We start from the raw sequence: 20,020 nt of genomic DNA, 5'->3' as shown, positions 1-20,020 counted from the left end.
GCTCAGCGCACGTCGCTGTCGTTGTCGCTGGGTCGCGCGCGCTGGCGCGCCCGCGCATCCAGCGCCTGGCGCCCTTCCTTGATGCCGCCCTGCAGCGCCGACAGGCGCTGACGCCATTCGCTCTTGAGCTGCCAGTCGGCCATGCGCATCAGGTCGCCGGCGCGGTTGGCCACGCGCACCAGGCCCAGGTTGCTGGCCACGCCCTTGATGGCATGTGCCTGCTCGCGGAAATGCACCCAGTCCGCACGTTCGCCGTCGGCGGTGGCCACGGCCACGCACTGATCGGCATCGGCCAGGCACTGCCGGATGAATTCCCGCTCGAAGCCATCGCCCATGCCCAGCGACGCCAGCTCGTCCAGCACGCCCGGGTCGAGCACGCCGTCGAGCTGGGTGGCGGTGCGCACGATCGGCGCGCTGGCCTTGAGCTGGCCGTTGGACGCGATATCGGCCAGGGTGTCCAGCAGGCGTACCGCCACCACCGGCTTGGCCAGGAAAGTGTGCGCACCGGCCTGGGTGCAGCGCTGGATCGCCTCGGGGGTGACATCGGCACTGAGCACCAGCACCGGTGTGCGCGGCCCGCCGCCGGCCTGCATCACGCGCAGCTCCTTGAGCATGTCCAGGCCGCTCATGCCGGGCATGTGCAGGTCCACGATGGCCGCGTCGAAGTCGCTTTCGGCCATTGCATCCAGCACCGCCTCACCGCCGTTGACACACAACACCTTGTGCCCGGCCTTCTGCAGCAGCCGCTGCAGCACCATCCGGTTGGCTTCATGGTCGTCGGCCACCAGGATCTGCATGCTGCGCACGCGCGCCCGGTGGCGCAGGAACGGGTCAGCGAAGGCGATCACATTGCCGCTGCCGTCCTGGTCGCCGTCACCGACCAGGGCCGGGGTCACGGTGGACAGCGGCACCCGCGGCGGCGCGAACGGCAGCTCGACCCAGAAGCGGCTGCCCTGCGGCGGATTGTCGTCGTAGCCGATTTCGCCGCCCATCGCTTCGGCCAGGCCTTTGGCGATGGTGGTGCCGAGCCCGGTGCCTTCGTGGCGGCGCGCCATGCTGACGTCGGCCTGCTCGAACGCCTCGAACAGCCGCGGGCGCATGGCCGGCGCCACGCCGATGCCGGTATCGAGGATGTCGAAGCGCAGCCGGACCCCACCCTGCGCATCGGCGCTGAGCACGCCCACGCGGATCTCGACCTTGCCGTGGTCGGTGAACTTCACCGCGTTGCCGGCCAGGTTGAGCAGGATCTGACGCAGATGGCCGATGTCGCCGCGCAGCAGCGGCGGCACGTTGTCGGCGATCTTTACCCGGTAATCCAGCCGCTTGGCCTTGGCCTGCGGCAGCAGGATCAGGCCGATGGCCTGGATCACGTCGCCCAGCGCGAAATCCTCGGCCGTCACGCGCAGCTTGCCGGCTTCGATGGCCGAGATGTCCAGCACCTCCTCCACCAGCGCCAGCAGGCTGCGCGAAGATGCCTGGATGGTGTTCACGCACTCGCGCTGTTCGTCGTCCAGGCGGGTGGTGGCCAGCACCTCGGTCATGCCCGACAGGCCGTTGAGGGGGGTGCGGAATTCATGGCTCATGTTGGCCAGGAAGCGGCTCTTGGCCTCGCTGGCCCGGCGTGCCTCGTCCATCGCGTGGGTCAGCTGGCGCAGCAGGGTCGAAAAATACAGCGGCACCGCCGCCAGCCCGAGCCACAGGCCGAAGGCCAGCCGCGCGTTCTGTTGCCAGTACGGGGTCATCACTGCGGTGCAGCCGAAGCTGACCAGCGCCATCGCGACGGCGACGTACAGGTAGTTGTTGCCGAAGCGCATGCCGTTGCCCACGGTCACCCACATCACCACGATGTAGACCCAGGCCAGCGGCTCGCCCATCTGCACCATGCCGGCCGCGATCAGCCCGTAATCGGCCAGCATGCCCGCCACGCGGCGCGGGTCCGAGCGCCCCGGCCGGGCCAGCAGCCACCCGAACAACGCCAGCGACAGCACCAGGCCGGTCAGCACGATGGCCAGCACGCCGTGGTACTGCGCCGGCGGCAGGTCGTGGCGCACGCTGGGCATGGCCACGTAGGTCAGGATCAGCGTGATCAGCACGATGCGGACGATGGCCTGCCCGTGCTCGGTATCCGGGCGTTGCGCCAGCCTGTGTTTCAGCCGCTGGTACAGACGCTGCATGTCACATCCCCGGGCGCGTCGACGCCGTGGAGTGCTGGGCACAGATCGCATCGAGCTGCTCACGCCCGCGCAGCAGCGCGTCCACACAGCGCGGGTCGAACAGGCGCCCGCGCTGGGCGTAGAGGTAGGCCAGGGTCGCCTCCATGCTCCACGCCTCCTTGTACGGTCGTGGCGAGATCAGCGCGTCGAACACGTCGGCCACCGCCACGATCCGCGCCTCCAGCGGGATCGCGTCGCCGACCAGCCCGTCCGGGTAGCCGCTGCCGTCGTAGCGTTCGTGATGGCGCAGGGCGATCAGCGCCCCCACCTGGATGAAGCGGTTCTGGCTGCCACTGAGCAGTTCGTAGCCGATGCGCGGATGCCGGCGCATGATCACCAGTTCCTCCTCGTTGAGCTTGCCCTGCTTGAGCAGCACCGCATCGGGGATGGCGATCTTGCCCATGTCGTGCAGCGGGGCGGCCATCTCGATCAGCTTGACCTCTTCCTCCGGCAGGCCGAGCTGTTCGGCAATCAGGCCGGCCACGTGCGCCATGCGCTCCAGGTAGGCGCTGGTGCCGGCATCACGGAACTCGATGGCGCGCGCCAGCCGCGACAGGGTCTCGCGCTCGCGCTCCTCGACCTCGTGCATGCTGGCCAGCAGGCGCTGCTCCAGCGACAGCGCGCGTTGCTTGACGTTCTCCGACTGCTGCCGCAGCTGCAGCAGGTTGTAGCAGCGCGCGCGCAGTTCGCGCGGCCGGATCGGCTTGACCAGGAAATCGATGACGCCCGCTTCCAGCGCCGCCTGGCGGATCGGCTCGTCGCCGACCACGGTGATCAGGATCACCGGGATGTCGCGGTGCTTGGGCAGGCGGCGGAAACGACGGGCGAACTCCAGTCCGTCCATCTCCGGCATGCGGTAGTCGAGCAGCAGCAGATCCACCGGATGCGACTCGCACCACGCCAGCGCCGTCAACGGGTCCCCGAAGTCGTGCACGCTCAGTTCCGGCGCGATGTCTTCGATGACATGGCGCAGCATGGTTCGCGCGGACGTTTGATCGTCTACGATGACAATATTCAAGGCTGCTTCCGCCGTCTTCCTGGACCACACTGGAACATGCAGCGAAGAGGATACCCCGCCGCTCTGCACACTGGCACCTTGCATGAGTCCCGCCTCCGGTGATGATCGCCCAGTTCATGATCGTCGTCACAGTGTGATGCGCATGTCACGCACCGCCCCGCCCCATCATGGTCCGTGGCCATCACCCCCGAACATCGCAATAGCCCACGCAGAAACCATACGCGTGCGGCCACGCCAGCGGAAGCCCACCCGGGTGGGCCTTTCGGGCCACACGGAATGCAGTTCTCAGTTTTCCGGACGCATGTAGGGGAACAGCAGCACGTCGCGGATCGAGCTGCTGCCGGTCAGCAGCATCACCAGGCGGTCGATGCCGATGCCCAGACCGCCGGTCGGGGCCATGCCGTACTCCAGCGCACGGATGTAATCGGCGTCGTAGTGCATGGCCTCGTCGTCGCCGCCCTCCTTGGCCGTCACCTGCGCCTGGAAACGGGCGGCCTGGTCTTCCGGGTCGTTCAACTCGGAGAAGCCGTTGGCCAGTTCCTTGCCGTTGATGAACAGCTCGAAGCGGTCGGTGTAGCCGGGCTGGTCGTCATTGGCGCGAGCCAGCGGCGACACCTCGACCGGGTGGTCGGTGATGAAGGTCGGCTGCACCAGGGTGTGCTCGACGGTCGCCTCGAAGATCTCCAGCAGCAGCTTGCCCCAGCCGTAGGACGGCTTGATGCGGATCTTCAGGCGCTCGCAGTGGGCGGCCAGCGCGTCGCGGTCGGTGCAGTCGGCCGCGCTGATCTCCGGGTTGTGGTGGCGCACCGCCTCGTCCATGCGCCAGCGGCGGAACGCCGGGGCCAGGTCGATGGTGGCGCCATCCCACTCCACCGTGGTGGTGCCCAGCACCTTGCTGGCCACGTCGCGGATCACGCCTTCGGTCAGGTCCATCACCTCGTTGTACGTGGCGTAGGCCTCGTACAGCTCCATCATGGTGAATTCCGGATTGTGCCGGGTGCTGACGCCTTCGTTGCGGAAGTTGCGGTTGATTTCGTACACGCGCTCCAGGCCACCCACGACCAGACGCTTCAGGTACAGCTCCGGGGCCACGCGCAGGTACAGGTCCAGGTCCAGCGCGTTGTGGTGGGTGGTGAACGGCTTGGCCGTGGCGCCGCCGGGGATGTAATGCATCATCGGCGTTTCGACTTCCAGGAAGTCGCGGTTGTCCAGCCACGCACGCATGGCGCGGATGATCCGCGAGCGCTTGATGAACACCTCGCGCGACTCCGGCGTCACGATCAGGTCGACGTAGCGCTGGCGGTACCGCTGCTCGACGTCGGCCAGGCCGTGCCACTTGTCCGGCAGCGGGCGCAGCGACTTGGTCAGCAGGCGGATGCTGGTGGCCTTGACCGACAGCTCGCCGGTCTTGGTACGGGTCAGCCCGCCCTCGACGGCGATGATGTCGCCCACGTCCCAGCCCTTGAAGGCGGTGTAGGCATCGCCCAGGGTGCTGCCCTGGAGGAACAGCTGGATGCGGCCGGATTCGTCCTGGATCTGGGCGAAGCTGGCCTTGCCCATCACGCGCTTGGCCATCAGGCGGCCGGCCATCTTCACCTGGCGGTCGGAGGCTTCCAGCGCCTCGGCGGTCCACTGTTCGGCGTCGGCGAACTCGGCCTGCAGGGTGCCGGCGAACTGCTCGCGGCGGAAATCGTTCGGGTAGGCGATGCCCTGCCCGCGCAGCGCGGTCAGTTTCGCGCGGCGCTCGGCGATGAGGCTGTTCTCGTCGACGGGAGGCTGCGGCGCGGCGGTCTGATCGTTCATGGCGTGGGTCTGTGTATGGCGGGGGGAGTGGGGGTCCCCGCCATCATGCCGATGGTCGGGGGGAATTGCGAAACCGGGCGTGGCCCGGGGGACAACGGAACGGGGCCGCGCGTGGCGGCCCCGACGGTCAGGCGTCGGTGCGTTTGGCACCCACGGCCAGGCCGGACTTCAGGCTGGCTTCGACGAACTCGTCGAGGTCGCCGTCCAGCACCTTCTGCGTATCCGAGCGTTCGATGCCGGTGCGCAGGTCCTTGATGCGGCTCTGGTCGAGCACGTAATTGCGGATCTGGCTGCCCCAGCCGATGTCGGACTTGGTGGCTTCCACCGCATCGCGCTCGGCGTTGCGCTTCTGGATTTCCAGCTCGTACAGCTTGGCGGCCAGCATCTTCATCGCGTTGTCGCGGTTCTGGTGCTGGCTGCGGCCGGTCTGGCAGGCCACGACCGTGTTGGTCGGGATGTGGGTGATACGCACCGCCGACTCGGTCTTGTTGACGTGCTGGCCACCGGCACCGGAGGAGCGGTACACGTCAGTGCGCAGGTCGGCCGGGTTGATGTCGATCTCGATGTTGTCGTCCACTTCCGGGGACACGAACACCGAGGTGAAGCTGGTGTGGCGGCGGTTGTCCGAATCGAACGGCGACTTGCGCACCAGGCGGTGCACGCCGGTTTCGGTCTTCAGCCAGCCATAGGCGTAATCACCTTCCACGCGCAGCGTGGCCGACTTGATGCCGGCAACGTCGCCACCGGACACTTCCATCAGCTCGGTCTTCCAGCCGCGCGACTCGCACCAGCGCAGGTACATGCGCAGCAGGATTTCGGCCCAGTCCTGGGCTTCGGTGCCACCGGCACCGGCCTGGATGTCGACGAAGGCCGCGGCGTTGTCCATCTGGCCGGAGAACATGCGCTGGAATTCCAGCTGCTCCACGTGCTTCTGGTACTTGTCCAGGTCGGCGACCACGGCCAGCGCGGTATCTTCGTCCTGCTCGCTCTCAGCCAGCTCCAGCAGCTCGCCGGACTCGGCCAGCCCGTCCAGGATGGAGGCGATGCCGCCAACGGTTTTTTCCAGGTTGGCGCGCTCGCGCCCCAGGTTCTGGGCGTACTCGGCGTTGTTCCAGATATCCGGGTTTTCCAGTTCCCGGGTTACTTCTTCCAGACGCTCTTTCTTGGCGTCGTAGTCAAAGATACCCCCTGAGCGAGAGCACGCGATCGGTGAGATCGGTGATCCGCTGGCGGACAGGATTGAGCTCGATCATGTCGGCAGTTAATGCGTGCGAAAAGACTGTCAATGATAGCCCATCCGGCGCCTTCACGCCGGGGTGGAGGCCGCGCGCCGGGCCGATTGGGGCATCGCGTCAAGAAAACGACACCGGGCGCCACAGCGGGCCGGTGCAGACGGTAGACTGCCCGCCGGCCGCACCCGCCCTGCCCCCGCAGGAGGCCCGGCCGCCCCTGCAATCACATGGAGTTCTACCCTGATGAGGAAGTCATCCTCGGCCGCCCTGCTGGCCATCGCCTGCCTGGCCGCCGGTACCGCCTCGGCCATCGATCTCAAGCAACTGTCCAGCACCGGCATGAAAGCCGGCCAGGCCCTGACCCTGTCCGACCAGGACGTGGCCAAGGCGGCCGACCAGGCCTGCGTGTACATGGACAAGGACAACAAGGTCGCCCCGGCCAACAACCCCTACGCACAGCGCCTGGCCAAGATCACCGAAGGCCTCGCCAACGAAGACGGCCTGAGCCTCAATTTCAAGGTCTACCTGACCGAAGACGTCAACGCCTGGGCGATGGCCAACGGCTGCGTGCGCGTCTACTCCGGCCTGATGGACATGGCGTCGGACGATGAAGTGCGTGGCGTGATCGGCCATGAGATCGGCCACGTCAAGCTGGGCCACAGCAAGACCAAGATGCGCACCGCCATGCTGACCTCGGCCGGTCGCGACACGCTCGCCGCGTCGGGCAACGCCAACATCGCCGAGCTCACCCAGGGCCAGCTCGGCGAACTGGCCGAGGGCTTCGTCAACGCGCAGTTCTCGCAGAAGGAAGAAAGCGCGGCCGACGAGTACGGCTACCGCTTCATGAAGCGCCACAACTACGATCCGGCGGCACTGGCCAGCATGTTCCGCAAGCTGTCCAGCAAGGGCGGCCTGATGTCCTCGCATCCGGGCTCGGATGCCCGTGCCGGTCGCATCGACGCGATGATCAAGAAGGACGGCAAGCGCTGAGCTGCCTGATGGCCTCCCGGCGTGCCGGGAGGCCGGGCCGGCTGACGGCACCACGCCCTCAGCCGGTGGTCTGCACCGCCAGCGCCTGCCGGAACAGCGGCAGCTGCCGCCGGCTGCACGGCACCCTCGCGCCGTCGTCCATGTGCAGCAGCGCCTCGCCGCCCTCCAGCGGCTCGATCGAGACCAGCCGGCGCGCATTGACCAGCCAGCTGCGATGGGCGCGTACGAACACCGCCGGGTCCAGCTTGGTCTCCAGCGCAGCCATCGTGGTGCGCAGCGGATAATCGTGCCCGCGCACGCGCAGATTGACGTAGTTGCCCGCCGCCTGGGCGTATTCGATATCGGCGGTGGCCACCAGGAAGTCGCGCCCCAGCTTGCGCACCAGGAACCGCTCCGGCCGCTCCACCGCCTCCACCGGCGGGGCATCGTCCGGCGCCACCAGCAGGTGCGCCTCGCCCTGCCGGCGCCGTCCGAACCAGCCGAAGAAGTGTTCGATCGCCACGAAGGTGAAGAACGCGCGGACATCCTTGAGGTACTCGTAAAGACCCCGCGCCAGCCAGGTGGCATCGTCCTGGTAATGGTGGCCCAGTGCGGCATACGCCAGATGCCGCAACGCCATCATCCCCACCACATGCACCAGCGACCATGCCACGCTCGCGGCCACGTACAGCGGCAGCCGCCGTCGCCACGTGTCGGCATGCAGCGGCCATCGCTGGCAGCCCCACCACAGCACCGGCAGGGTCAGCAGGATGACCGCGGCGCTGCTCAGCTCCCAGATCATCGGCTCCCACACGTCCAGGCGGCTGCCTCGCCGATCCGCATCCATCACCTCGACCAGCGCATTTGCCACGGCACTGGTCAGCAGGATCACCGACCACACCAGCATGCGCATGCCAGGTCGCCACCGCACCGGGGTGCCGTTCGCCATTGCGTCGTCCATCGCCAAAGGGTCGTCAGCGTGCCTCATCGTGCGCATGGTAGTGCGCGCCACCCGTCCCCTGGCGACCGCCATTGGTCACTTGCCACGCGGACAGTCCCCTCTTGAGGGCCTTCGCCCCTTTCCGGCGCGCGCCGGCAGCCGCTATCGTTGGCGTCGACGCCGGCGATGGCCCGGCAGTGAGGAATACGGATGTTCCAGACGCATTGGCACGTGTGGCTGCAGTCGTTCTTCGACGCGGCATGGATGATGCCGTTGATGACCTTCGTCACCGCGCTAGGCTACGAGTGGGCCTACGTCCTGTTGATCGTGGTGTGCAGCTTCGGCGTCCGCCTGCGCGCCGGGCTGGGGATGCTGCTGGCGGTACTGCTGATGTCGATGGTCACCCACGCGATCAAACAGGGGGCGGCGCTGCCCCGCCCCAGCGATGTGGACATCCACGTGCTCGACAAGGGACGCGCGGATCAAGGCCTGGTCGCGGACGGTGCCGCGCCGACCTTCTGGTCGCTGCCGTCCGATGAGGCGATCGCCAGCCTGCGCGCGCAGCCGGACCCCGACTACGGTTTCATCAGCGGTCATGTCGGCGTGGCGACCGCCGCGATGGCGGCGCTGGTGCTGGGCATGGGCATCCGCAGCCGCCGCTGGCGGATCGCGCTGCTGGTGGGCTGGCCACTGCTGATGGCCCTGTCGCGGATGTACCTTGGCCGCCATTTCCTGGCCGACGTGATGGGCGGCTGGCTGGTCGGCATGATGCTGGCGTGGTTTGCCTGGTACTGCCTGCCTGCGCCGCACGCCACGCCGCACGACCGGCAGCGTTTATCCATTCTCGGCGCGCTGGGCGTTGCCGTGACGACCGCGGCGCTGACGACCGATCTGGTGCCCGCCGACAGCGCAGGGCGCCTGCTCGGCCTGGTGCTGGTGTTCGGCGTGCTGCACTGGCGCGGCTGGCCCCTGGATCCGCGTACCGCGTGGCAGCGGATCGGGCGGGTACTTGCCGTGACAGCGCTCTATCTCGCCATCGGCCCCCTGCTTGACGCGATTGCCGTCGGGTTGGCGCTACCGGACGTCGCGCTGGTGGATGTGGTGTTCAACGCCCTCGGCAGCGCTGCGGTCTTCATGGGCGGCATTGCCTTGGCGGGACGCTGGCCGCTGGCCGACCGTACCGCGCCGGTGAACGCCTCCGCCGGATGAACGGCGGAGGCATGCTCCCGCATCGGGCGGCGCGGCTCACTTCACCTCGAACTCCCCGACCAGCACCGTGTCGGCGCGATCCTTCAGCCGCAGGGTGACCTGCTGGTCGCGCTGGTCGCGGCTGCCCCACTTCGTGCTCAGGCGCAGCATCAACGTGGTCGCGCCGGTGACCAGCTGCTCGCGGCTGCCGAAGAAGTTGGCCTCCACTTTGTAGGTACCCGGTTTGGCGTCGCGCAGCGAGAACTGCTCGGGGCCATAGCCGCCGGTGAAGTCCTGCGACATCTGTCCGCCCTGGTAGGTCAGGCGGTTGCCGTAGTACGCGCGCTCGCCGTTGGGGTCGGTGACCCACAGATCCATGTCGCTGTTGTCGCTGTCCCAGCTCAGCACCACGCGCAGGTCCAGCGGCATGGCACGGCGCAGGCGCGGATCGATGCCGCGGGGATCGACGCGTTCGCGCGCGATCAGCGTGTTCGCTTCGTCCAGCGCGATCATCGAGATACCGTCGAAACGGTCATCCCAGGGGCGCACCACCACCTCGTACAGCGACGCCAGTGCGGCCTGGTGCTGGCCACTGGCCTCCAGTGCCAGGCCAAGATCGCGGAAACTCTGCGGCTCCTCCTCGCCGATCGCCAGCACGTCACGGAACACCGGCACGGCCAGTGCCGGCGCCTTGGCCTGCAGCAGCCGATAGCCCAGCACGCGCAGCACATGGCGGTTCTCCAGCTGCATCTCGGCCAGGTTGGACAGCACCCGCAGCGCGAGGTCACGCTGGCCGGCGGCCAACAGCAGGTCGGCCACATCCAGGTAGAAGGCGGTGCTGTCGGCATGCTGCTCGCGCTCGGCCAGGTACAGCCCATACAGCGCGTCGGGGGCGGCGTCGCGCAGGCGGCGGGCGTAGGCCGAGTCCGGCGCCCACGCGGCCACCGTGATCGCAAGTGCACCGTCGTTGGCCCGGCCACCCGCGCGCTCAGCGGACGCAGCACGGCGTGCACGGCTGGCCGCCGGCATCGGCGCAGGCGCTGCCACCGCATCGGCCGCAGACTCGGCGGCCGCCAGCATGGCCTGGGGGGCGGGCCGCACCATCGGTGCCGGCGGTGCGGGCGCTGCCATCGCCACCGACGCCGCCACTGACGCCACCTTGGCCGTCTCGACTACCGGGGCACCCTTGGGCCACGGCGTGTTCCACCAGCGTTCGCGATCGGCGAACCGGCGGGCGATCTGGTCCAGCCGGCGCTGCCGCGCCTGCGCCTCGTCGGCAACGCGCACCGCGTGCAGGCGGTCGTAGTCGGCGCGCAGCGGCGCGGGCGGCCGGATGCCGTAGCGCAGGTAGTCGTCCAGCGTTTCCAGTACCAGCAGCGACGTGTCCGCATCGACCAGACCGAACTGCTGCGACAGCGTCCGCATCGCGGTGGCATTGCCCTGCGGATCGGCCGCGTACTGCGCCAGGCGGGCCTGCGCCCATGCGTCCGCCACGAGGCGGCCGCCCAGCAGGCGGGCGTCGGCAACGGCCACCCGATGTTCCTGGATGCGCCCATCGCCCAGCCGGACGCGCACGGTCACCCCGCCTCCATCGCGCTGCACCCGCCCCAGCACGCGCAACCAGCCCTGGCCGGCGCTGGCGGCGTCGGCCACGAGCGCATCGACGCCCTGCCCGTCCAGGCCGACCACCTCGGCACCCTGCGCCAGCAGCAACGGCAGAACCGCATCAACCTCCTGCGCGCTGGAAAGCAGCAGGGTCCGGCCGTGGTGCGCATCGGTCCAGGCCCGCAGCCGTGCCGCGTCGGTGCGCGCGCCGGCCGTGCTCAGCGCGTACAGGCGCTGGTCCGGCCGCAGCGTGGGCAGGCCGCGTGCTCCGTAGTTCGACAGGCCATCGCTGACCAGCAGGTACTCCTTGATATCGGCCTTCGGATGCCAGTCACCCAGGGCGCTGGCCCCGTCCTGCGGCAGGCTGGCCAGGTGCGCACGCAGCGCGCTCCAGTCGCCGCGGCGGATGTCGAAGTCGCGCGGTGCTTCGGCGCGATCACGCAGCACCGTCAACTGCACCTGGCCCGTGCCGATCGCCTGGAAATAGCGGTCCAGCACCGCCAGCTCGGCGGCACGGTCGCGCTGCCGCGCCGAGCCGGAGGCATCCCACAACAGGCCCACCCGCGTGGGCAGCACCCGCGGTGCGGTCGTCACCGGCAGCGGAATCTGCGCCAGCAGGTAGCGCTGTCCGTCATGCACGCCGGTCACCGCATCGGACTGGCGCACCTGCGGCAGCGACCATTGCAGGTGCGGGGGCAGCGCCCCGCCATCGCCCTTCCACTGGGCCTGGTAGCTGCCTCCCTGCAGCTGGAATGCCACCGGCGCCGCGGCGACCGGCTGCGGCGCACCCGTGCCGGCCACCTGCAGGCGCAGCGACACCTGCGCGGCATCGCGCGCGAACTGCATCGGCAGTGTCCAGCGCAGCCCCTGCGCATCCACCGGCAGCGTTTCGCGCACCGTCAGCGCAACCCGACGGCTGCCCCGGGCGGGAATGGGATAGACACGGAGACGGAACTGGTTGCCGGCGGTCTGCTCAAGCAGGCCCGGGTCGACCCGGCGCCGCTCGATCGCCTCGAACACCTGGCGGCCCTGCGCCTTCGGCACCGGCACCGCGTCGCGCAGCACGCCATCGATGTCCAGCGCAAACCCGGCGACCTGCTGGCCGGCGGCCAAGGGGAATTCCAGCTGCCCTTCCAGGACGCGGGCGTTGGGATTGAAGAACTCCATCTCGATCCGGGTTTCACCCAGCCCGGCCACCACGCGGCTGTCCAGTACAACATCGCGCAATTGCACCGGCACGTCAGCGCCGGCCACCTGCAGCACCGGTGCCACGGCCGGCGCATCGACGGCGACTGCCGTCGGACGCGGCGGCGGGAACCGGCGCGCGTCCACCGTTCCGACCTGCATGACCAGCCCGAGCATGACGAGCATGCCGATCCCACGAAGTGCGCGTTCCATATGACGCTCCCGATCCGATGACAGCAGGTTGAACGGATGATGCCGGCAAACGGGGTTGAGCGATGACATCGCTTGGCGGCCCGGACGCGGTGGCCCAAGATGCTGCTCCCCACATGGTCCCCCACAAGGACGTTCCGATGCGATCCGCCACGGCGCTGCTGCCCCTGCTCCTGTTGTCCCCCCTCGTTCCCGCGCAGGCCGCGTCGCCCGGCGGCGAACGCTTCACCCATCACGACTGGACCCTTGCCTGCGACAACACCCGCACCTGTCGCGCCGCCGGCTACCAGAACGATGACGAAGGGGGCAACGCGCCCGTGTCGGTCCTGCTGACCCGGCGCGCCGGCCCGAACCAGCCTGTCAGCGCTGAGCTGATGCTCGGCCAGTACGACGAAACCACCTTCCCCGCGGGCTTGACCCTGCAGATCAATGGGGTCGCGCTGGGCGCCCTTGTGTACAACCGCGAGGACGGCAGCGCCACGCTCACCGCGCCGCAGGTGGCCACGCTGCTGGCCGCGCTCAAGCGCGACAGCCACATCGACGTGATCGGCAACGATGGCCAGCGCTGGGTCCTGTCCGATCGGGGCGCGTCGGCAGTGCTGCTGAAGATGGATACGCTGCAGGGCCGGCTCGGCACCCCCGGTGCGCTGATGCGCAAGGGCAACGCCGCCGAAGGCAGCGTGCTGCCGGCGCTGCCGGTGCCGGTGGTGACGCTCGGCAAGGCGTTCGCCACCCGGCCCGCCGATGCGGCATTGGCCCATTCCCCGGCGCTGCGCGCCGCGTTGGCCGCTGCCACCTCGCCTGACGACTGCGAAGCGCTGGGTCCGGGCGAAGGCCTGGTCGAGGGCGAAGCGCCGCAGGAAATGACCGTCACCCGCCTGTCCGCCAGCAAGCTGCTGGTGTCGGTCGGCTGCTGGCGCGCGGCCTACAACACCGGCGATGGCTACTGGGTGATCAACGACCGCGCGCCCTATGCGCCGCTGCTGGTGACCACGCTGGGCGGCGACGACGACGGCCGCACCATCACCTCGGCCAGCAAAGGCCGCGGGCTCGGCGACTGCTGGTACACCGCCGCCTGGAGCTGGGACGGCACCCGCTTCGTGCCCACCGCCGAATCCAGCACCGGCCTGTGCCGGCTGGTAGCGGCGGGCGGTGCGTGGGACATGCCGACGCTGGTCACCCGCGTGCAGGAGTGAGCGGCACGGCTCACGCGTTGGCGCAGTGCTCCACGATCAACTGGATCGCGCCGCCACCGCGGTAGTCGTCGCTCACCAGCCGGTAGGCGATATGGACGTGGTTGGCCGGCGCATTGCCGGTCCAGCCGCTGAAATGGATCGCGTTGACCGGCTCGGCGCGGCCGGGAACGCGCAGGCTGAGCTTCAGGTGCTTTTCCTTCAGCACCTGCCAGCGCGCCACCTGGAAGTGGCCGTCGAACAGCGGCTCGGGGAAACCCTGCCCCCAGGGGCCGGCCAGGCGCAGCGCTTCGGCGTGGCGGAAATCCAGCTCGTTGCCATCGAGCTCGCCGTCGCTCAGCAGCTGCTGCTGCAGTGCGGCCGGGTCCATGCTGGCCTCGACCACGGCAACGAAGGCCTGCTGGAAGTCGGGCAGCCGCGCGTGCGGCAGGCTCAGCCCCGCAGCCATTGCATGGCCACCGAACTTGTCGATCAGGCCCGGATGGGCGGCATTGACCAGCGCCAGTGCGTCACGGATGTGGAAGCCGGGAATCGACCGCGCCGACCCGCGCAGCGAATCGCCGCCCGGCTCGGCCGGTGCAAATGCGATGACCGGACGGTGCAGGCGATCTTTCATCTTCGAGGCCACCAGCCCGACCACACCCGGGTGCCATTCCGGATCGAACAGGCACGCCGCGATCGGGCGCTCGCCTTCCGCGTGCAGGACGGCGCGCGACACAGCCAGTTCCGCGTCATCGGTCATCACCTGCTGCACCGCACGGCGTTCTGCGTTGATCTGCTCCAGCGTGCCGGCGATGTCGCGCGCCTGGGCGACATCCTCGGTAAGCAGCAGCTCAATGCCGAGCGCCATGTCCTCCAGCCGCCCGGCCGCGTTCAGGCGCGGCCCCAGCGCGAACCCGATATCGGTGGCGGTCAGCCGTTTCGGGTCACGGCCGCTGGCGGCGATCAGCGCCTGCAGGCCGACGCAGCCTTGCCCCGCGCGTAGCCGGCGCAGGCCGGCGGAGACCAGTGCGCGATTGTTGGCATCGAGCACCACCAGGTCGGCGACGGTGCCTACCGCCACCAGATCCAGGAGGGTAAGCAGGTCCGGCTCGCTGCCGGCAGCGAACGCCCCCTGCAGCCGCAGATGGCGACGCAGGGCCATCAGCACGTAGAAGATCACCCCGACGCCGGCCAGCGCCTTGCTCGGGAATGCGTCGCCGCCGATGTTGGGATCGACCAGCGCGTCGGCGGGCGGCAACTGCTCGCCGGGAAGATGGTGGTCGGTGACCAGCACCTTCCAGCCCAGCGCTTTGGCCGCCGCGACCCCGGCATGGCAGGCAATGCCGTGGTCCACGGTGACCAGCAGGCCTGGCTGCAGGTGCGCCAGGTCGGCCACCAGCGACGGCGACAGGCCGTAGCCATGCAGCATGCGGTTGGGCACGGCATGCACGACATCGCGCGCGCCCAGCATGCGCAGGCCACGGACGCCCACCGCGCACGCGGTGGCACCGTCGCAATCGAAATCGCCGACCACCAGGATGCGTTCACCGGCGGCGATGGCGTCGGCCAGCAGCTGCACGGCTGCCTCCATGCTGCCCATCAGCTCCGGGGGATGCAGCTGCGCCAGTTTTGGCTGGGCCTGCGCGGCATCGGTGACGCCACGTGCGGCGAACACGCGCTGCAGCAGCGGCAACATGTCGTCCGGCCATTCGCCGGTGACGGGAATGGCACGACGCTGGATCAGGGGGGAATCAGAAAGGGACAAGGCAGGCTCGACGGACGAACGGGAATCGGCCACGGGCCGAGACCCCATGATACCGGCTCGGCGCCACGCGCCTGCTACGCGTCGTGCAGCTGCAGCGGCTTCTTCCAGAACCGCCAGCGCTGGCGCCTGGACAGGTCGAACCGCACGCCGTCCTCGAAATCCAGCACCAGGCGACGCAGCTCACCGCGCTGCAACGCCGACAGCAGCGGACGGATCGCATCATTGCCGAGCTGCTCAAGGGACCGCAGCTGGCGCAGGTCGACCAGGGCATCCACCTGCTGGTCGCCATCGGCCTGCACGCCGGCTGCCTTGGCCAGTGCCTGCAGCAGCGCGTCGCGGCTGCGCACCTGGGCGTGCGCGGTGGTCACGCGTTCGGGCAGCTCACCACCACCCCAGAACCACAACGAGTTGATTGCCCGCTTGCCCTCGGCCACGCGTTGCTGGTTCCACGCGTGCTGGTGCAGCACCACCTGCGCTTCGGTCAGCAGGGCGCGCCAGCGGCGGCCTGCATCGCCTTCCGGAAGATGGGCGAACAGATCGTCGCCGAGCACGTCATCGGGCTCGGCAAAAACCGGCAAGGTCGTGCCCGGCGGCAGGCGCAGGTACCAGCGCGACGGCACCGGAGCATCCAGCACGAAGCCGTAGCCGGCAAACAGCGGCTGCAGCGCCGGCAGCAGGTGCATCACATCGGCCAGATCCGGGCGCAGGGTGTCCCCGTGCCCCATCAGGCGTGCGCCATGCATGTCCGGCACCACATTGGCCGGATCGGCCCGCAGCCAGACCGCCCCGTCAGCGTCACCGACATCGAACTGGCGGGTCAGAGCCGCTGCGGACCACGCGTCCGGCTGTGCCTGGAAATGCCGGCGCAGCTGGGCGCGTTCGCCCGGGTCGGCGCTGTGGCGTTCCGCACGCCCCAGCGCCGCGGCGACGTCATCAGGCAGCGGCGCCGCCGGAAACCGGCTGCGCGCCGGCAGCAACAACGTCGCCGTGGCCATCGCCGTCAGTCCAGGTACTGGACGCTGACGATTTCGTACTCGCGCTGGCCGGCGGGTGCGTCGATGGTGACCGCATCGCCCTCCAGCTTGCCGATCAGGGCACGCGCCAGCGGCGAGGAGATCGCAATCAGGCCCAACTTGATGTCGGCCTCAAGGTCACCCACGATCTGGTAGCGCTTTTCTTCGTCGCTTTCGACATCGGCCAGCTCCACCGTCGCGCCGAACACCACCTTGCTGCCGGCGTTGAGCTTGGTGATGTCGATGATCTCGGCGTGCGACAGCTCACCTTCCAGCTGCTTGATGCGGCCTTCGATGAAGCCCTGCTCTTCGCGCGCGGCGTGATACTCGGCGTTCTCCTTCAGATCGCCGTGCTCACGCGCTTCTGCGATCGCAGCGATGACCTTCGGGCGCTTGACCGACTTGAGGTGGTCAAGCTCTTCGCGCAGACGCTGCGCGCCCTTCAGGGTGATCGGTGCTCTCATGCGTTCAACTCCTTGTGCAGTTCCTGCAGCGACCAGACGGGGCCGGTGCCGCGGAATTCCAGTGATTGCACCAGCGCCTTGGCGCCGGCAATGGTCGTCGAATAGGTCACGCGGTGCTGCAGCGCTTCGCGACGGATCGAGAACGAGTCGTTGATCGCCGCGCGACCTTCGGTCGTGTTGACGATATACACGATCTCGCCGTTCTTGATCGAATCGACGATGTGCGGGCGGCCTTCGACCACCTTGTTGACGATCTCGCAGTCCATGCCGTGCTGCTGCAGCCACGCGCCGGTGCCACGGGTGGCGACCAGGCTGTAGCCGCGTTCCAGCAGCAGCTTGGCCACCGGCAGAACGCGCTTCTTGTCCGGATCGCGGACCGACACGAACGCCTTGCCCAGCGGCGGTGCCTTGATGCCACCGGCTTCCTGCGCACGCGCGAAGGCGGCACTGAAGCTGCGGCCCACACCCATCACTTCACCGGTGGAACGCATCTCCGGCCCGAGGATCGGATCGACGCCCTGGAACTTGGCGAACGGGAAGATCGCTTCCTTGACCGAGTAGTAGTCCGGCACGATTTCCTTGGTTGCGCCCTGCTCGGCCAGGGTCTTGCCGGCCATGCAGCGCGCGGCGATCTTGGCCAGCGGCATGCCGGTGGCCTTGGACACGAACGGCACGGTGCGCGAGGCACGCGGGTTCACTTCCAGCAGGTAGACGATGTCATTGCCATCGTCGCCGACCTGGATGGCGAACTGGGTGTTCATCAGGCCGACCACGTTCAGGGCCTTGGCCAGTTCCACCACCTGGCGGCGCAGCTCGGCCTGGGTCTCGGCCGACAGCGAGTACGGCGGCAGCGAGCAGGACGAGTCGCCCGAATGCACGCCGGCCTCTTCGATGTGTTCCATCACGCCGCCGATCAGCACGTTGCCGTCCTTGTCGGCAATGATGTCCACGTCCACTTCAACGGCGTTGTCGAGGAAGCGGTCCAGCAGCACCGGCGAGTCGTTGGAAACCTTGACCGCATCGCGCACGTAGCGCGCCAGGTCGGATTCGCCGTACACGATTTCCATCGCGCGGCCGCCCAGCACGTAGCTCGGGCGCACCACCAGCGGGTAACCGATCTCGCGGGCCAGCAGCAGCGCTTCCTGGTCGTTGCGGGCGATGCGGTTCGGCGGCTGCTTCAGGCCGAGCGAGTCGACCAGCTGCTGGAAACGCTCGCGGTCTTCGGCCAGGTCGATGGAGTCCGGCGAGGTGCCGATCACCGGCACGCCGTTGGCTTCCAGCGCGCGCGCCAGCTTCAGCGGGGTCTGGCCGCCGTACTGCACGATCACGCCCTTGGGCTGTTCGAGCTCGACGATTTCCAGCACGTCTTCCAGCGTCAGCGGCTCGAAGTACAGGCGGTCGGAGGTGTCGTAGTCGGTGGAGACGGTTTCCGGGTTGCAGTTGACCATGATGGTTTCAAAGCCATCATCGCGCAGCGCCAGCGCCGCGTGCACGCAGCAGTAGTCGAACTCGATGCCCTGGCCGATGCGGTTCGGACCGCCGCCCAGGATCATGATCTTGTCGCGGTTGCTCGGCGCCGCTTCGCACTCGTCCTCGTAGGTCGAGTACAGGTAGGCGGTGCTGGTGGCGAACTCGGCGGCGCAGGAGTCCACGCGCTTGTACACAGGGCGCACCTTGTGGGCGCGGCGCAGGGCGCGCACGGCCGCTTCGTTGGTGCCGGTCAGTTCGGCCAGGCGGGCATCGGAGAAGCCGGCGCGCTTGAGCGTGCGCAGACGCGCCGCGTCGAGGGCGTCGATCCCGTCGGCAGCAAGCTGGATCTCGGCCTGGATGATTTCTTCGATCTGGTCCAGGAACCACGGGTCGATGTGCGACAGCGCGAAGACCTCTTCAACGCTGAACCCGGCGCGGAATGCATCGCCGACGAAGAACAGGCGCTCCGGGCCCGGGGCCTTCAGCTCACGCTTGAGCGTGGTGATGTCGTCTTCGTTGGCCAGGTCCAGGCCGGTCGGGTCGAGGCCGATCTTGCCGGTTTCCAGGCCACGCAGCGCCTTCTGCAGCGATTCCTGGAAGGTGCGGCCCATCGCCATCACCTCGCCCACCGACTTCATCTGGGTGGTCAGGCGGGCGTCGGCGGCCGGGAACTTCTCGAACGCGAAGCGCGGGATCTTGGTGACGACGTAGTCGATGGACGGCTCGAACGAAGCCGGGGTCAGGCCACCGGTGATTTCGTTGCGGAGTTCATCCAGGGTGTAGCCGACGGCCAGCTTGGCGGCAACCTTGGCGATCGGGAAGCCGGTGGCCTTGGAGGCCAGCGCGGACGAACGCGACACGCGCGGGTTCATTTCGATCACTACCACGCGGCCGGTGGTCGGGCTGATGCCGAACTGCACGTTCGAGCCACCGGTGTCCACGCCGATCTTGCGCAGCACGGCGATGGAGGCATCGCGCAGGCGCTGGTATTCCTTGTCGGTCAGGGTCTGCGCCGGGGCCACGGTGATCGAGTCACCGGTGTGCACGCCCATCGGATCGAGGTTCTCGATCGAGCAGACGATGATGCAGTTGTCGGCGGTGTCGCGCACCACCTCCATCTCGAATTCCTTCCAACCCAGAACCGATTCCTCGACCAGCACTTCGGTGGTCGGCGACAGTTCCAGGCCACGGGTGACGATGTCGACCAGCTCTTCGCGGTTGTAGGCGATGCCGCCACCGCTGCCGCCCAGGGTGAAGCTCGGGCGGATGATGGTCGGGTAGCCGACGCGGGTCTGGATCTCGATTGCTTCTTCCAGCGTGTGCGCGACCGCTGCCTTCGGGCAGTCCAGGCCGATTTCGCCCATCGCCACGCGGAACAGCTCGCGGTCTTCGGCCATGCGGATCGCGTCGCGCTTGGCGCCGATCAGCTCGACGTTGTACTTCTCCAGCACGCCGTTGTCGGCCAGGTCCAGTGCGCAGTTGAGCGCGGTCTGGCCGCCCATCGTCGGCAGCAGGGCGTCGGGCTTTTCCTTGGCGATGATCTTCTCGACCGTCTGCCAGTTGATCGGCTCGATGTAGACGGCGTCGGCCATCTCCGGGTCGGTCATGATCGTGGCCGGATTGCTGTTGACCAGCACCACGCGGTACCCCTCGTCGCGCAGTGCCTTGCAGGCCTGCGCGCCGGAGTAGTCGAACTCACAGGCCTGGCCGATGACGATCGGGCCAGCACCGATGATGAGGATGGTTTTAAGGTCAGTGCGCTTGGGCATT

At 68.5% G+C, this 20,020-nt stretch carries 13 protein-coding genes; 3 read left to right on the top strand and 10 right to left on the bottom strand.

Going from position 1 to position 20,020, the window contains the following annotated elements:
* Positions 1-2: 2 nt before the first annotated feature.
* The 4 genes from ACLB90_RS18865 to prfB form a co-directional block, all read right to left on the bottom strand.
* Positions 3-2,174 (bottom strand): ATP-binding protein, encoded by a 2,172-nt coding sequence (locus ACLB90_RS18865; protein ID WP_411850886.1) that lies wholly within the window; start codon positions 2,172-2,174, stop codon positions 3-5.
* A gap of 1 nt (position 2,175) precedes the next feature.
* Positions 2,176-3,315, bottom strand: a complete 1,140-nt coding sequence (locus ACLB90_RS18860) for an HD domain-containing phosphohydrolase (protein WP_411850885.1) — start codon at positions 3,313-3,315, stop codon at positions 2,176-2,178.
* Positions 3,316-3,516: 201 nt separating this feature from the next.
* Positions 3,517-5,034, bottom strand: a complete 1,518-nt coding sequence (lysS, locus tag ACLB90_RS18855; protein ID WP_411850884.1) for a lysine--tRNA ligase — start codon at positions 5,032-5,034, stop codon at positions 3,517-3,519.
* 127 nt (positions 5,035-5,161) lie between these two features.
* A protein-coding gene (prfB, locus tag ACLB90_RS18850) for a peptide chain release factor 2 (protein ID WP_411850883.1) occupies positions 5,162-6,287 on the bottom strand; the annotation gives its coding sequence in 2 pieces (ribosomal slippage) (positions 5,162-6,211 and positions 6,213-6,287; 1,125 coding nt in all).
* 222 nt (positions 6,288-6,509) lie between these two features.
* On the opposite strand from prfB, the gene ACLB90_RS18845 reads away from it, so the two are divergent.
* The gene (locus ACLB90_RS18845; protein ID WP_411850882.1) at positions 6,510-7,256 is read left to right on the top strand and encodes a M48 family metallopeptidase; all 747 of its coding nucleotides are present in this window, start codon (positions 6,510-6,512) and stop codon (positions 7,254-7,256) included.
* 58 nt (positions 7,257-7,314) lie between these two features.
* Here the strand turns inward: ACLB90_RS18845 and ACLB90_RS18840 are convergent, their stop codons facing one another.
* The gene (locus tag ACLB90_RS18840) at positions 7,315-8,184 is read right to left on the bottom strand and encodes a LytTR family DNA-binding domain-containing protein (protein ID WP_411850881.1); all 870 of its coding nucleotides are present in this window, start codon (positions 8,182-8,184) and stop codon (positions 7,315-7,317) included.
* A gap of 201 nt (positions 8,185-8,385) precedes the next feature.
* Between ACLB90_RS18840 and ACLB90_RS18835 the strand changes: the two genes are divergently transcribed.
* Positions 8,386-9,384, top strand: a complete 999-nt coding sequence (locus tag ACLB90_RS18835; RefSeq protein WP_411850880.1) for a phosphatase PAP2 family protein — start codon at positions 8,386-8,388, stop codon at positions 9,382-9,384.
* 36 nt (positions 9,385-9,420) lie between these two features.
* On the opposite strand, the gene ACLB90_RS18830 is transcribed toward ACLB90_RS18835, so the two are convergent.
* Positions 9,421-12,366, bottom strand: coding sequence for a VIT domain-containing protein (locus ACLB90_RS18830; protein WP_411850879.1), 2,946 nt, complete (start codon positions 12,364-12,366; stop codon positions 9,421-9,423).
* Positions 12,367-12,503: 137 nt separating this feature from the next.
* Here ACLB90_RS18830 and ACLB90_RS18825 point away from each other — a divergent pair, with 137 nt between their 5' ends.
* Positions 12,504-13,559, top strand: a complete 1,056-nt coding sequence (locus ACLB90_RS18825; RefSeq protein WP_411850878.1) for a DUF1176 domain-containing protein — start codon at positions 12,504-12,506, stop codon at positions 13,557-13,559.
* Between the two features lie 10 nt (positions 13,560-13,569).
* On the opposite strand, the gene recJ is transcribed toward ACLB90_RS18825, so the two are convergent.
* The 4 genes from recJ to carB form a co-directional block, all read right to left on the bottom strand.
* Positions 13,570-15,234, bottom strand: a complete 1,665-nt coding sequence (gene recJ / locus ACLB90_RS18820) for a single-stranded-DNA-specific exonuclease RecJ (protein ID WP_411852799.1) — start codon at positions 15,232-15,234, stop codon at positions 13,570-13,572.
* A 143-nt stretch (positions 15,235-15,377) separates the two neighbouring features.
* A complete protein-coding gene (locus ACLB90_RS18815) occupies positions 15,378-16,298 on the bottom strand; it encodes a phosphoglycerate mutase (RefSeq protein WP_411850877.1) in 921 nt (306 codons plus the stop codon).
* A gap of 5 nt (positions 16,299-16,303) precedes the next feature.
* Positions 16,304-16,768 (bottom strand): transcription elongation factor GreA, encoded by a 465-nt coding sequence (greA, locus tag ACLB90_RS18810; protein ID WP_026070814.1) that lies wholly within the window; start codon positions 16,766-16,768, stop codon positions 16,304-16,306.
* An 8-nt stretch (positions 16,769-16,776) separates the two neighbouring features.
* The gene (carB, locus tag ACLB90_RS18805; protein WP_411850876.1) at positions 16,777-20,019 is read right to left on the bottom strand and encodes a carbamoyl-phosphate synthase large subunit; all 3,243 of its coding nucleotides are present in this window, start codon (positions 20,017-20,019) and stop codon (positions 16,777-16,779) included.
* Position 20,020: the final 1 nt, after the last annotated feature.

It is taken from the genome of Stenotrophomonas sp. LGBM10, from assembly GCF_046736075.1.
GTDB lineage: Bacteria > Pseudomonadota > Gammaproteobacteria > Xanthomonadales > Xanthomonadaceae > Stenotrophomonas.
This window is presented reverse-complemented; position numbering and strand designations above follow the sequence as displayed.